We start from the raw sequence: 14,451 nt of genomic DNA, 5'->3' as shown, positions 1-14,451 counted from the left end.
ATTCATTATCGATTATCCATTGGAAAACACTATCTTTGCACCCGAAAATAAAGATATACAAAGATTTAATGAAGACATTTGAAGAGCTCGGTGTGTCGGCGGAGATACGCCGTGCCATTGAAGAAATGGGTTACGAGCAACCCATGCCGGTACAGGAAGAAGTAATTCCCTACCTTTTAGGAGAAAATAATGATGTAGTAGCACTGGCGCAAACAGGAACAGGAAAGACCGCAGCGTTCGGTCTGCCGCTTATACAGAAGATTAACGTCAACAACAGAATTCCCCAATCTCTTATTCTTTGCCCCACACGCGAACTTTGTTTGCAGATAGCGGGCGACTTAAACGATTACTCCAAATATATTGATGGTTTGCGGGTATTGCCCGTTTATGGCGGTTCGTCTATCGAAAGCCAGATACGTGCCCTGAAGCGTGGCGTACATATTATCGTTGCTACTCCGGGCCGACTGCTCGACCTGATGGAACGCAAGACGGTTTCCCTGTCCACCATTCAGAACGTAGTGATGGACGAAGCTGACGAAATGCTCAATATGGGCTTTACGGACAGTATCAACGCCATTCTGGCGGATGTACCGCAAGAACGTAACACATTGTTGTTCTCCGCTACCATGAGTCCGGAAATTTCACGTATTTCCAAAAAATACCTGCGCAATGCCAAAGAAATCACGATCGGACGTAAGAACGAAGGAACCAGCAATGTGAAGCATGTGGTTTTCACCGTTCATGCCAAAGACAAATATGCAGCCTTGAAACGTATTGTGGATTATTATCCGCAAGTATACGGCATTATCTTCTGCCGTACCCGCAAAGAGACGCAGGAAATAGCCGACAAGCTGATGCAGGAAGGTTACAATGCCGACTCCCTGCACGGTGAGCTGAGCCAGGCACAGCGCGATGCCGTAATGCAGAAATTCCGTATCCGCAATTTACAATTGTTGGTAGCAACGGACGTTGCCGCACGTGGTTTGGACGTAGACGACCTGACACATGTCATCAACTATGGATTGCCGGACGATACGGAAAGTTATACACATCGTAGCGGACGTACGGGACGTGCCGGGAAAACAGGCACCTCGATCGCTATCATCAATCTGCGCGAAAAGGGCAAACTCCGCGAAATAGAACGCATCATCGGTAAGAAATTCGAAACAGGTGCCATGCCCACCGGCAAGCAGATTTGCGAGAAGCAGCTGATTAAAGTAATTGATGATCTTGAAAAAGTGAAAGTCAATGAAGAAGAAATAGCCGACTTCATGCCAGGTATTTATCGTAAGCTGGACTGGTTGAGCAAAGAAGACCTGATAAAGCGTATGGTTTCCCATGAGTTCAATCGTTTCCTGGAATACTACCGTGACCGCGAGGAAATAGAAACAGCCACCGGCAGCGAACGTGGCAGAGACGGAGAACGTAGCGGCAGAAACGGGGAACGTAGAGAGCGGAAGGATGGAAACCGCCAGGCACAACCGGGCTTTAAACGATTGTTCATCAACCTGGGTAAGATGGATAACTTCTTCCCCAGCGAACTCATCGGCCTGTTAAACAAAAACACCCGTGGACGTGTAGAGCTGGGTCGTATCGACCTGATGCAAAAGTTCTCTTTCTTCGAGGTAGAAGAAAAAGAAGCCAATAACGTCGTGAAATCTTTGAACCGTGCCAACTGGAACGGCCGTAAAGTATCTGTCGAGGTTGCCGGAGAAGAAGGTAAGGAAACCACCCCGAAAGGCAGACGTAGAGACAACAAAGACGACAACAACAATTACGGCAAACGTAACAAGAAGTCCGAACCGGCACCTGCCGTTAATAAGAAAAAAAGTAAACCCAGCCGCGAAGAACGTGGTTATACCAAAGCACGTGGTAAAAAGGACGATTGGAAACAATTCTTCCAGGGTGAGAACAACTTCCATGACGCCGAACCTGATTTCAGTGAAGAAGGTTGGGCGAAACGGAGCCCCAAAAAGAAGTGATAGAGCGATAAAGCAATAGGGTGATAAAGTGAAGTAGCATTCCGCTACCACCTTATCACCCTATTTTACTTTACCACTTTTTATCTTCTATTTCGTGCAGCTTTTTGTGCTGAAAGCAACGAGCATCCAAACCATCTTTTCCTGTTCTTTCAAATAGCCGGTCAATAAATCGGCCGTCACAACATCATTGGCAGCCTCAGCCAGTTCTATCACCTTCCTTTCCTCACTGATAAGGTGCTTGTAGGTATCCAGAATGTGGTCAACAGCATCACTACCGCAAGAAATACCGGAAACTTCCTTTACTTTCGCAACCTTCAGATATTCGCTGAACTTATTTTCAGGCGTACTGCCCAACATCAGAAGGCGTTCTGCAATTTCATCCACTTTTTCGGCAGTATCGTCATACATGCTTTCGAACTTCTCGTGCAGCACAAAGAAACCATGTCCTTTGATATCCCAATGCATACCGCGCAAATTGGTGTAATGTACTTGGAAGTCAGCCAATAATTGATTTAATGCTGATACCACGTTGGCAACTTTTGCCTCATTCAAATTCAAATAATCTAAAGTCTTCATAATTCTACTATTTTAAATGTTTATACTATTTTTCTTTTTCTGTAGACAAAGATAAGGGCTAAACCAATGCCCGTCAAACAGATAATTTCTATCTTTGCATAGACGGATTCTATTTATAACCCTCAAAAGCCCTGTTTACTATGACTTTACAACAATTGGAGTACATTCTCGCAGTCAATCAATTCCGCCATTTCGCCAAAGCGGCAGAATATTGCCGGGTAACACAACCTACCTTAAGTGCCATGATACAGAAATTGGAAGAAGAACTGGACACAAAGATTTTCGACCGTAGCCAGCAACCTGTATGCCCTACTCCTATTGGTATACACATCATAGAACAAGCCCAAAATATATTAGTTCAGACCAATCGTATAAAAAACATTATAGAAGAAGAGAAACATTCGCTCACCGGAGCATTCAAACTGGGCATACTCCCTACGGTTGCCCCCTACTTATTGCCACGTTTCTTCCCGCAACTGATGAAGAAATATCCCGGACTGGACATAAGAGTCGTTGAAATGAAGACCAACGACATAAAAAAGGCGTTGCAGACCGGCGACATAGATGCAGGTATCGTAGCAAGCCTGGCAGGTATGGAGGAGTTTCAAGAAACATCATTATTTTACGAACAATTCTTTGCCTATGTTGCCCAGGAGTCTCCTCTTTTCAATAATGAAGTTATCCGTACCTCCGACCTTACCGGCGAACAGCTTTGGATGTTGGATGAGGGACACTGCTTCCGTGACCAGCTGATACGTTTCTGCCAACTCAAAGCAGCCCGTGCCAGTCAGCTTGCCTACCACCTGGGCAGTATGGAAACCTTCATGCGCATGGTAGAAAGCGGCAAAGGAGTTACTTTTATCCCCGAACTGGCAGTATTGCAGCTCAACGAAATACAACAGAAATTAGTACGTCCCTTTGCCATCCCCAGCCCCACCCGGCAAATTGTATTGTTGACGAATAAGAATTTTATCCGCTATACATTATTGGAGGCGGTGACGAAAGAGATACGAAATTCAGTACCCAAAGAGATGTTATCTTTAAAGCCAGGCCAAATACCCGTATAGATTTTATCTATCAGTCCATAAAACCTTTCAATCGGATTTTTTGTTCTACCGGAGAAAAACACTATATTTTTGTAACCGGAAAACAAAAAACCAAACCTTTTAAAAAGTATAATTATGGAACCGATTATCAATTCCCAACTTCCTGAATTTAAAGTTCAGGCATTCCAAAACGGAAGTTTCAAAACCGTAACCAACGAAGATGTAAAAGGCAAATGGGCCATTTTCTTCTTCTATCCGGCAGACTTTACCTTTGTATGTCCTACCGAGTTGGTAGACATCGCCGAGAAATATGACCAATTCCAAGCTATGGGTGTAGAAATTTACTCTGTAAGTACCGACTCACACTTTGTGCACAAGGCATGGCACGATGCTTCCGAAAGTATCCGCAAAATCAAATACCCGATGTTGGCAGACCCGACAGGTTTGTTGAGCCGTGCATTCGGCGTGATGATTGAAGATGAAGGCATGGCATACCGTGGCACATTCCTCGTAAATCCCGAAGGTAAAATCAAGATTGCCGAAATCCAGGACAACAACATCGGACGTAATGCAGACGAATTATTGCGTAAGGTAGAAGCTGCACAGTTCGTTGCCACTCATGACGGTGAAGTTTGTCCCGCCAAATGGAAAAAAGGGGAAGCTACCTTGAAACCAAGTATCGACCTTGTAGGTAAGATCTAACCGTACAAGTACGGTAAACATCTGAAAAGACTATCCCAATTCATCTTCTCCATTAAGGATGAAAACCGAACTGAGATAGTCTTTTTTATAACCCATAAAAGCCGTCTCCGTTTCCATTAAGGGGAACGCCCGTTCCCATAGTAAGAAACTGCCGTTCCCATTAAAGGAAACCGGCGTTTCTATTAAAGGAAATGAACGTTTCTATGAGAAGAAACGGGCGTTCCCTCCCATAGGAAACTACAACCAGCTTATAGACAGGTTGATATAACAACCTATTTTCACAATAAAAAGACTCATTATCATGTTAGAAACAAGTATTTTAGACCAAGTGCGGAGCATATTCCAGCAATTGGAAGCCCGCTATACCTTTCACATCACTTACCATCCCAAACACGAACAGACTGGGGAACTCATTGAATTTTTAAATGACGTGGCAAGTTGTTCCGATAAATTATCCTGCCGGCTGACCATAGCCGATGAACCGAAACTGGAGTTCACACTACTGAAAGAAGGACAGGAAACCGGTATAAAATTCCGGGCAATCCCCAATGGACATGAATTCACATCCCTGCTCCTTGCCATACTAAATGCCGATGGAAAGGGCAAAAATCTACCGGATGCCACCATCAGCCGCCGCATAAAAGCATTGCAAGGTCCCATTCGTTTACGGACATACGTATCGTTGACCTGTACCAACTGTCCGGACATTGTGCAAGCGCTTAACATCATGGCCTTGCTTAATCCGCAACTCACCCATGAAATGATAGACGGAGCCATCTTCCAAGAAGAGGTCAATACACTGAAAATACAAGCCGTACCGACCGTCTATGCCAATGGAAAGCAATTTCATGTGGGACGCGGCTCATTGGGAGAATTGCTCCGGAAGCTGGAGGAAATTTTTGGTAACGCTCCTCAAAGAGATACAACTCCTATCCGGAGAGAATTTGATACGCTTATCCTCGGAGGCGGACCGGCAGGTACTTCAGCAGCCATTTATTCAGCCCGCAAAGGACTGCGCGTCGCGATCATAGCCGAACATATCGGCGGACAAGTAAAAGAGACTGTAGGCATTGAAAATCTCATTTCTATCCCTCAAACTACAGGCACAGAACTCGCCAATGCACTCAAAAGCCACATCGGGCATTACCCGATAGAGGTTTTCGAAAACCGGAGAATAGAGAAAGCCGAACTTCACGGAAAAGAAAAGTCAGTGTTCGCCACCGGTGGAGAAGTGTTTGCAGCCCCCGCGGTAATCATCGCTACAGGTGCAAGCTGGCGTAAACTGAATGTAGAAGGAGAAGCGGAATACATCGGACGCGGCGTGGCCTTCTGCCCCCATTGCGACGGTCCGTTCTACCAAGACAAGAATGTAGCCGTCATCGGTGGAGGTAACTCCGGTATCGAAGCAGCCATCGACCTGGCAGGTATCTGCAAGAAAGTCACTGTCTTCGAGTTTGCCGATTCGCTGAAAGCCGACCGAGTGTTGCAGGAGAAAGTGCAGAGCCTGCCGAATGTAGAAATCTTCACTTCCTCGCAAACCACACAAGTGGTGGGTAATGGGGACAAGATGACAGCCATCCGTGTCAAAGACCGTCTCACAAGTGAGGAACGGGAATATTCCCTGGATGGCATTTTTGTACAAATCGGTTTAGCCGCCAACAGCGCTCCTTTCAAAGGCATGCTGGATATGACACCGATAGGTGAAATCAAGATAGATGCTTTCTGCCGTACCACACTTCCGGGGGTATATGCCGCCGGAGACGTATCAAACGTCCCCTACAAACAAATTGTCATCGCGATGGGTGAAGGGGCGAAAGCGGCACTTTCGGCATTCGACGACCACATCCGGGGAATAAATAACAACTACTTCAGGAAAGTACAGGAAACATCAACTAATCATTGAGTCCCAGTTCCTTGATCAGGTTTCCCGCTTTGCCATATTTCTCCATGATAAACAGCATGTAGCGCACATCCACCCCGATGGTGCGCTGCATTTTCGGTTCATAAAGAATATCACTGCTCATGGCTTCCCAATTGCCATCGAAAGCCAATCCCAGAAGTTCGCCTTTGGCATTGAACATGGCACTGCCGGAATTACCGCCGGTAATATCGTTGTTTGAAATGAAGCAAACGTTCATTTCTCCCTTTTCATCGGCATATCTGCCAAAATCACGGGAGGAGAAAAGAGAAAGAAGTTCCGGTTGTACCTCAAAATCCACATCATCGACATGGGCTCTAACCTTTTCTAAAATACCTTTTGTCGTTGTGTAATAATCATATTCCGCTCCGTCAAACGGGGTATAACCGCATATCGTACCAAAGCTCACACGCATTGTGGAATTGGCATCAGGATAAAAGTTACGGGAAGCATACATCCGCCGGACGGCTGAGTTCAGCAACCGTTCGCAACGGAGAATTTCGACAGAATTTTGTTGCATCTGTACATTTATATCGAAAAATTTCGTGAGCAAATCGATACTTAATGTAATGGCGGGGTCATCATAAATCTGATAGGTACTGTCTTGCTCAAGAAAACGTTTCAAACCACGCGGAGTGGCCAGTTCCGTCTTGGCATAAAGGCTGTCGACGTATGTTTGTTCATTACCGCCGTATTCGGCGGCAATCGTACGGTAAAGATCGGGCAGATAGGTAGTGTCGACTTTGGAACGGTATTCTTTCAACAGAGCAGTGAATACTTCCTTATCGATATCCAGATCCAGATTGGCATACTTCTCTACGATAGCTTTCAGATTGGCTATGACCGTTTTCTGTTCCCCTTCAAAATCAAAGTTCAGGATAGACAAGGCCAGTTGTATCAATTCGGGGCCATTCAGGAAAGACTCTACGAAATAGGCCTGCGCATGATTTGCTTCACGACGGTTCTTATAGTTCAGTTCCAAGTCCGAGAATAGATGTAACAGTTTCCCACGTTCTTCAGGAGTTTGCTGTATCCAGCGGCGGATTTCCTGCTCCATAGAGCGCTTTTTATCGAGCACATGGAGCTTACGGATAGCCCGGTTCACGCCGATGCTGTTTTTCCAGTAGTTGGAACTTTCATCATATTTGGAAGCGTATTTGATGCGGATGCTGTCCCGCTTGTCCATTTCACGTTTCCAGATAGCTTGCTTTACTCCCCGCACATCTATCTGTGCCTGGTTATTGTTATTCATCATCTCTTCAATACCAAAGGAGGAAAGGTAGCGTTCCGTACTGCCCGGATAACCCAGAGTCATGCAGAAAGTACCCTCCCGGTAACCGTCGAGCGAGATTGGCGCTACATATTCAGGATGATAAGGTACATTCGAGGGCGAATAGTCTGCCGGACGGTTATTCTTGTCCGCATAGATACGGAACACACTAAAATCTCCGGTATGGCGGGGCCATTCCCAATTATCCGTATCCCAACCGAACTTACCCACTGACGAAGGAGGGGCAAATACCAACCGGATATCATTGAAATCACGATAAGTAGAAAGCCAGAACTCATTACCACCATAATAGGCATCCACAATACCTATCAGAGTAGAATCTTTGTGTGAAACTTCCTCACCAATAACCAACATCATAGAATCTACCGCTGCGGTACGTTCGGCTTCAGTCATACCGGGCTGCACCACACCGAGTACCCGCTTGGTCACATCATCCGTATGCAACAAAAAACGAACATATAGTTCCGGATTGGGCAGTTCTTCACTGCGTTTATGAGCCACAAAGCCATCTTTCAGATAATCGTGTCCTACGGTGGAATGCTGCTGTATGCTGCTGAAACCACAATGATGGTTCGTAAATACCAATCCGTCATCAGATACCACCACACCCGAACAGAAACCGCCAAAGCTGACTACGGCATCTTTTAGTGAAGGACGTTTCGGATTGTATAATTTATCAGCAGGCATCTGCAAGCCGAGCTCTTTCATCGCCCGGCGTGTCTGTTTATTCAGATTTCCCAACATCCACATACCTTCATCGGCGTGTAGTACCGATACGAGAAAACACAAACCCAATAATGACAATAATCTTTTTTTCATATTAATTCTGATTCAATAATCCACCTATTCACCGCAGAGTATACACATTTTTCTGTGGAGAAACATCACTCGGCAATCAGTCTCAATTGTTTGGCTCCCGTACGTGCCTTAAGCCATTCGGTAATCTTGTCTCTCTCATGGGCATCGGGATGCTTACCGAACTTCAATACGGCAAGCGTAATGGTATCTACCTTTACGGAATCGACCGTCAGTTCAAGGGCATGGGAAAGAGAAACGGACTTCACTGACGGATAGAGCACTTTTAACTCGGGAATAATCTTTTTACCCAATTCATCGTATGATTTATACTTTTTCAGGTTATTCTCAAGGTCGGCTATCTTCTGTTTCTGCTCTACCAAGCGCTGTTCGCTATTCTTATAAAAATCTTCCATCACCATGGCACGTATAGAAGAAATATCGACTGCTTCATTATTCATTCCCTGAAGTACAATCAGCTTGGTATTATCGAGTTTATAGTCTTTCATCTTACTGCGGGCAATGGCGATGGAAGCTTCGGGTACCTCCTGCCCTATCAATACCACACGTATTTCATGCTGACTGCCTTCATGGTTAATCTTTTTATCCAGCACTTGTGTATTCTCAAAAGAAAGCTGCTCATTGACAAAACGGTTGGCGGCACTTTCAAAGAACGTATCCTGGATGATGCCGACCGTGAGGTACACGGCAGGGCACATTGTCAGCACAGCTATCAATACAATATATTTGCGTACCGTCTTTTCCCGTTTCTTGTCTACAAACTCCTTGCGCTGGAAATGCATCACCCGTACACCAAGGAAAGTAGCCAGACTGATAAATACCGAATTGATGAAATAAAGATAGAACGCTCCCAGGAAGTATATCAGATTGCCCGTCGCCAGTCCATATCCAGCCGTACAAAGTGGCGGCATCAAAGCGGTGGCAATGGCAACACCGGGAATTACGTTTCCTTTCTCTTTTGTAGAGAGTGCCACCACACCGGCCAAACCACCCATCAATGCGATGAATACGTCGTAAATCGTAGGTGAGGTACGTGCGAGTAACTCAGATTGCCCCTCGGCAACCGGACTGACCAGAAAGAAAATGGTGGCTGTCGTCACGCTGAACAGGGTCGTTATCAAGAAACTCTTCAATGAACGCTTCATCAGTTCAAAGTCATTCAACCCGACAGAGAGTCCGACCCCCATGATAGGTCCCATCAGAGGAGAAATAAGCATGGCACCGATAATCACCGCTGTTGAATTGACATTCAGTCCCAACGACGCCATAAAAATAGCGAATATCAAAATCCAAAGGTTGGCTCCTTTAAACTCTACCCCTTTCTTAATGGAGTCCACTGTCTCAAGTTCGTTATCTTTATCTTTACGTAAATCAAGATATTCCCGCAGGAAATTCTTGATAGCAAATGTGTTCCTATTCGTATGGCTTGGTTCCATGATGTTATTTACTATTTAATGATTTACAATTAAAGTTACTTTTTGATTTAAATTGGAGTTATCTTTTTACTAATCTGTTTAAGAAGGGGATTTGTCTAAGCGGCAAATCCTTCTTTACAGTATAAGCTATAAACAGAAACAGCAATAACGTACGATAGGCCATACGAAAATAGATATTGTCTATAGATACGTATTCTGCCGCTACATAGAGTACTGCCGCCAACAGTATGTATGCACCGATTGCTTTCAAATCATATTGGATGGGATATTTCTTCTGTCCTACAAAATAAGACAACAGCATTGCCACGCCATAGCCACAGAAACCTGCCCAAGCACATGCCATATAGCTGTACTTAGGAATGAGCAGCAAATTCATCGTCACTAATATTACACAACCAATCAAAGAAAAATAAGCTCCCCAACGGGTTTCATCTATCAATTTATACCAGAAAGAAAGATTAAAATAAATTCCCATAAAAATTTCAGCAGCCATTACAATGGGAACCACGCGCAAACCCGGCCAATAATCACGTCCGATGATATGACGCAGAATATCCAAATAAAACATGACTGCAAGAAATGCCAACAGTGTAAAGATAATAAAGAATTTCATGGCTTGCGCATACACTTGCTTGTTGTCTTTATCGCGACTTTTTCCAAAAACAAAAGGCTCGTAAGCATAACGGAAAGCTTGTGTAAGCATCGCCATTACCATTGCTATTTTACTGGCTGCTCCATATATACCGAGTTGCACGGTAGCTCCGGCTTCATCAGGATAGACAAAGGGAAAAATAATCTTGTCTGCCACTTGGTTCAGGATGCCGGCAATACCGAGTATCAGTAATGGTAAACTATAAGCGAGCATACGCTTCAACAGTTTCTTGTCGAGTACATAGGTAAAACCACGTAACTCAGGTATCATACAAACCATTACTACCGAAGTACATACGAGATTGAACAAGAATGCGTATGCCACGTCATCGCCTTTCATCCAAACATAATAAACCAAATTCAGCGTGATGTTCAAGAAGATAAACAACAGCTTCAACGCGGCAAACTTGATCGGACGTTTCTTATAACGCAAATAAGCGAAAGGAATACTTTGAATGGCATCCATAGCCACGACTATCATCATCATTCCCACGTACCAGGGGTGATCTCCATATTCCAGCCATATGGCAACCGGCTCCAGAAACAGCAATCCCAACATGAGGAATGTAAATGCACCGATACCTACACTGAGCAAGGTTGTGGAATATACCCTCATCGGATCATCCTCGCCCTTGTTGGCAAATCTGAAGAAACCGGTCTCCATACCACACGTCAACAACACCAGCAGCAATGCCACCCATGCATAAATATTTGTCACAATACCGTATCCTCCCGACTGGGCAGACAAGGCAATAGTATACACAGGTACCAATAGATAGTTGAGAAATCGCCCTACAATACTACTCAACCCGTAAATGGCAGTTTCTTTTGCCAATGATTTTAATCCAGCCACGTTATTCGCTTTTTATACCAGACAACAAACCACAAAACTATCCCGAAGGATCATCCATGGTACATCATCCTTCTTTATAAACAATTTTAAACGGAAGTACCTGAAATACGACTCCGGCAGCATTCACCAATTCCAACTTATATTCCATTGAATACCCCTCACCTGCTTCTACCAGCCCATCAAGTATCGTCATCGGAAGTAATTCCTTCAAATAAATCTCACCACGATTTAAATTCAGAAAACGTGCTTGCTTAGCCGCATCCACCACCAACAACCCAGAAGGATTGTATTGGGTCAATATGTGACCATAATATTCCTTGCGGGCTTTTGTCCCCATAAATGTATGCTCGTATTTCCTTATATATCCATCCGGCGTCACAAACTCCCTGTTCTTGTTGAACGCCAACTCGGTATAAGTGAAATCATAGATATCCGTTCCTTTCGGTTCCAGTTCTTCGTCGGTGGAATAAAGTCTAAACCATTTGTGTTTAAAACCATCGGTAACTGTTATAACAGCACCATTTTTCAGTAGCCTCACTTTTACATGGTTTCCCTCACACGTAATGTTACATACCTCTTCATCTCGTACCATAACGTCATATGGCTTATTACTATCCAATACATCAAACTCAAACTCCTTGCCATCGATAAACACAATTTCTTCTGTCACCGAAATAATCAGGTCACGCAAATTCGACAAATCTACCGGATAAGCTTTTTGGCACTCCTTCAGCTCCTGTTCCGTCATTCTTTTGTAAGTGACATATCCATAAACTTTTTTCCCATCTGCACGTACTGCGAGATATTCCACTGCTTTCAACACGTCTTTATCGACAGACAGGATTTGAAGTATGGCATGCTGATTGTTGACAACCACACGATTTGCATCCATATACTCGTATGCAGAAGTTCTGAAACCATTGGCAGGATAGGCATCCACGTACATATAAGTTTTAAGAGAAGCGGCCGTTTCAAAATAATAAGAAGAAGGAGCTGCGCCATCCAAATCAGCATAGTATTCTTTTTTCAGGCATTCGCCATTCTCCCCTATTTCATGAGTACTTACATGTTTCCAACCGTAACCTACGACAGTTTCCTCAAAACTTGCTTTGGAAATAATACTTACGGATGGAAAATAACAAATTCCGTCTTCATTGAACTTGAATGTGGGAAATTCATCATCATCCCCGCAGGATGAACAAACAAGCAACACAAGAAGCAAGCCCAATATTCTCCAAAACCTAAAGTTCTTCATAATATAATAGTGTAATATCAATCACTTAACGAGTCATAAACTTCTCCGTCACTACTTTTCTTACTCATTGTCAAACAACGTCTTCTGACTACTATAAAGACTCCGTCCCAAATGTTTATAGGCAAGTTCTGTCACTTCACGGCCACGTGGGGTACGTTTCAAGAAACCTTCTTTTATCAGGAACGGTTCATAGACTTCTTCAATGGTACCGGCATCTTCACCCAAAGCGGTAGCAATGGTGGTTAATCCTACAGGACCACCTTTGAATTTATCAATGATGGTACAAAGTATCTTATTATCTATTTCATCAAGACCGTATTTATCGATGTTCAAAGCTTCGAGGGCGAAATTGGCAATTTCGGTATCAATACTTCCCGATCCTTTGACCTGCGCAAAATCGCGCACACGACGCAATAAAGCATTTGCAATACGCGGCGTGCCACGGCTACGGGAGGCAATCTCCGATGCAGCCCTGGTGGAACAAGGAACATCAAGAATATTCGCCGAACGACGGATAATGCCACTCAACACATCATCGTCATAGTATTCCAAATGCAGGTTAATGCCGAAACGTGCACGAAGTGGTGCGGTCAGCAAGCCGCTACGGGTAGTGGCACCTACCAACGTAAAAGGGTTCAAATCAATCTGTATACTACGTGCCGAGGGTCCCTTATCTATCATGATATCAATACGGTAATCTTCCATAGCAGAATACAGATATTCTTCTACCACAGGACTTAACCGATGAATTTCATCAATGAAAAGTACGTCATTCGGTTCCAAGCTGGTAAGTACTCCCGCCAAATCGCCCGGCTTATCAAGCACCGGACCGGAGGTTATCTTAAACCCGACTCCCAGTTCGTTGGCAATGATATTGGAAAGTGTTGTTTTACCCAATCCGGGAGGGCCGTGAAGCAGTACATGATCCAACGCCTCACCACGAAGACGAGCCGCTTTCACGAAAATGCGCAAGTTATCAACCACCTTATCTTGTCCGCTGAAATCCTCAAAATTCAACGGGCGGAGTGCATTTTCAAAATCACGCTCCTTACTGGTTAGTTGATGTTCGCGTATATTAAAATCTTCCTGTTCCATTTTATATTGGTTATACAGCTACAAAGATAATCACTTCTTCATAAACTCTCTCCGTTCTTCTTCAGTAAATTTCTCAATAGAATATCGAAGCATTGTCCTGGGCATCACTTTACTGAATTTTTCAAGAAACTGTACCAATAGATCCTTATCTCGCTTACCCATTTCGCGTAACATCCACCCTACGGCTTTTTGCATCAAATCATGGCGAGTATTCAGAAAACGCTCGGAAAGTGTAAGAATTTCGATGAAATCATCGTTTTTAATAAGTGTATAAGTAGAAACGATTGCAATGCGCTGATCCCAAAGAAGCTCACTAGCTGCCAAGCGGTATAGATCTTCCCGGGATTTATCTTTCAGATATTCACCTACAACACCCGGAGCCGATAAATCCACTAAGTCCCAATTATTAATACGGGCAGTCTGCGAAAGATAGAAATCATAAATCATCTTCCTGTTCTTCTCATCGCTCTTCTTAAAACGTTCCACCAGCATCAACAGGGCACAGAGCCTACACTCGTGCCACTCACTTTGCAGCAATTGTGCCATCACCCCAAAAGGTTCATCCTTATGTCGCTTTGCCACCAAACGGGTATTTGGTACAACCACCCCTAGAAATTTATCTCCTTCGCCATATTGCCCTTTTCCGGTCTTAAAGAACTTTGGAAGATATTCCCGTTTCACCGGGTCGATATAGTACTCCAGTTCCTTTTGTATACCGGCTGCGATAACAATGATTTCTTCCGTTGAAATCGTACATTTTTGTATCTTTCTGGCTAATTGTCCTACTTCCTTTTTCATTATTCTATATTGATTTACACGTATTTAAAATC

11 protein-coding genes are annotated in these 14,451 nt (G+C 44.1%); 4 read left to right on the top strand and 7 right to left on the bottom strand.

The features are described from left to right. Positions 1-68 precede the first annotated feature (68 nt). Positions 69-1,982 (top strand): DEAD/DEAH box helicase, encoded by a 1,914-nt coding sequence (locus DXC10_RS02045; RefSeq protein ID WP_101542078.1) that lies wholly within the window; start codon positions 69-71, stop codon positions 1,980-1,982. An 87-nt stretch (positions 1,983-2,069) separates the two neighbouring features. On the opposite strand, the gene DXC10_RS02040 is transcribed toward DXC10_RS02045, so the two are convergent. Beyond that, positions 2,070-2,558, bottom strand: a complete 489-nt coding sequence (locus tag DXC10_RS02040) for a Dps family protein (RefSeq protein ID WP_101542077.1) — start codon at positions 2,556-2,558, stop codon at positions 2,070-2,072. Between the two features lie 140 nt (positions 2,559-2,698). Here DXC10_RS02040 and DXC10_RS02035 point away from each other — a divergent pair, with 140 nt between their 5' ends. The 3 genes from DXC10_RS02035 to ahpF all read left to right on the top strand — a co-directional run bounded on the left by DXC10_RS02035 (position 2,699) and on the right by ahpF (position 6,209). Next, positions 2,699-3,625, top strand: coding sequence for a hydrogen peroxide-inducible genes activator (locus DXC10_RS02035; protein WP_101542076.1), 927 nt, complete (start codon positions 2,699-2,701; stop codon positions 3,623-3,625). A 114-nt stretch (positions 3,626-3,739) separates the two neighbouring features. Then, positions 3,740-4,306 (top strand): alkyl hydroperoxide reductase subunit C, encoded by a 567-nt coding sequence (gene ahpC / locus DXC10_RS02030; RefSeq protein WP_117737246.1) that lies wholly within the window; start codon positions 3,740-3,742, stop codon positions 4,304-4,306. Positions 4,307-4,607: 301 nt separating this feature from the next. Beyond that, complete coding sequence (gene ahpF / locus DXC10_RS02025; RefSeq protein ID WP_117737245.1) at positions 4,608-6,209, top strand: alkyl hydroperoxide reductase subunit F; 1,602 nt, start codon at positions 4,608-4,610, stop codon at positions 6,207-6,209. Here ahpF and DXC10_RS02020 read toward each other — a convergent pair. From DXC10_RS02020 to DXC10_RS01995, 6 genes are all read right to left on the bottom strand, one after another. Next, on the bottom strand, positions 6,199-8,334 hold the full coding sequence (locus tag DXC10_RS02020; RefSeq protein WP_101542073.1) for a S46 family peptidase: 2,136 nt from the start codon (positions 8,332-8,334) through the stop codon (positions 6,199-6,201). The genes ahpF and DXC10_RS02020 overlap by 11 nt on opposite strands. A gap of 65 nt (positions 8,335-8,399) precedes the next feature. Beyond that, positions 8,400-9,767: a TIGR00341 family protein gene (locus DXC10_RS02015; RefSeq protein WP_101542072.1), complete on the bottom strand. Its 1,368-nt coding sequence runs from the start codon at positions 9,765-9,767 to the stop codon at positions 8,400-8,402. Between the two features lie 58 nt (positions 9,768-9,825). Further along, the gene (locus tag DXC10_RS02010; RefSeq protein WP_101542071.1) at positions 9,826-11,271 is read right to left on the bottom strand and encodes a lipopolysaccharide biosynthesis protein; all 1,446 of its coding nucleotides are present in this window, start codon (positions 11,269-11,271) and stop codon (positions 9,826-9,828) included. Positions 11,272-11,335: 64 nt separating this feature from the next. Further along, the gene (locus tag DXC10_RS02005) at positions 11,336-12,526 is read right to left on the bottom strand and encodes a hypothetical protein (protein ID WP_101542070.1); all 1,191 of its coding nucleotides are present in this window, start codon (positions 12,524-12,526) and stop codon (positions 11,336-11,338) included. 60 nt (positions 12,527-12,586) lie between these two features. Further along, on the bottom strand, positions 12,587-13,621 hold the full coding sequence (gene ruvB / locus DXC10_RS02000) for a Holliday junction branch migration DNA helicase RuvB (RefSeq protein ID WP_101542069.1): 1,035 nt from the start codon (positions 13,619-13,621) through the stop codon (positions 12,587-12,589). 30 nt (positions 13,622-13,651) lie between these two features. Next, entirely contained in the window at positions 13,652-14,419 is a 768-nt protein-coding gene (locus tag DXC10_RS01995) for a DNA alkylation repair protein (RefSeq protein WP_101542068.1), read from the bottom strand. Positions 14,420-14,451 lie beyond the last annotated feature (32 nt).

The organism is Bacteroides sp. OM08-11 (assembly GCF_003438665.1).
GTDB lineage: Bacteria > Bacteroidota > Bacteroidia > Bacteroidales > Bacteroidaceae > Bacteroides > Bacteroides cutis.
This window is presented reverse-complemented; position numbering and strand designations above follow the sequence as displayed.

Coding starts and splice junctions, on each gene's coding strand:
- DXC10_RS02040 (WP_101542077.1), bottom strand. CDS start 2,558: ATGAAGACTTTAGATTATTTGAATTTGAATGAGGCAAAAGTTGCCAAC.
- DXC10_RS02015 (WP_101542072.1), bottom strand. CDS start 9,767: ATGGAACCAAGCCATACGAATAGGAACACATTTGCTATCAAGAATTTC.
- DXC10_RS02005 (WP_101542070.1), bottom strand. CDS start 12,526: ATGAAGAACTTTAGGTTTTGGAGAATATTGGGCTTGCTTCTTGTGTTG.
- DXC10_RS01995 (WP_101542068.1), bottom strand. CDS start 14,419: ATGAAAAAGGAAGTAGGACAATTAGCCAGAAAGATACAAAAATGTACG.
- ahpC (WP_117737246.1), top strand. CDS start 3,740: ATGGAACCGATTATCAATTCCCAACTTCCTGAATTTAAAGTTCAGGCA.
- DXC10_RS02020 (WP_101542073.1), bottom strand. CDS start 8,334: ATGAAAAAAAGATTATTGTCATTATTGGGTTTGTGTTTTCTCGTATCG.
- ruvB (WP_101542069.1), bottom strand. CDS start 13,621: ATGGAACAGGAAGATTTTAATATACGCGAACATCAACTAACCAGTAAG.
- ahpF (WP_117737245.1), top strand. CDS start 4,608: ATGTTAGAAACAAGTATTTTAGACCAAGTGCGGAGCATATTCCAGCAA.
- DXC10_RS02045 (WP_101542078.1), top strand. CDS start 69: ATGAAGACATTTGAAGAGCTCGGTGTGTCGGCGGAGATACGCCGTGCC.
- DXC10_RS02035 (WP_101542076.1), top strand. CDS start 2,699: ATGACTTTACAACAATTGGAGTACATTCTCGCAGTCAATCAATTCCGC.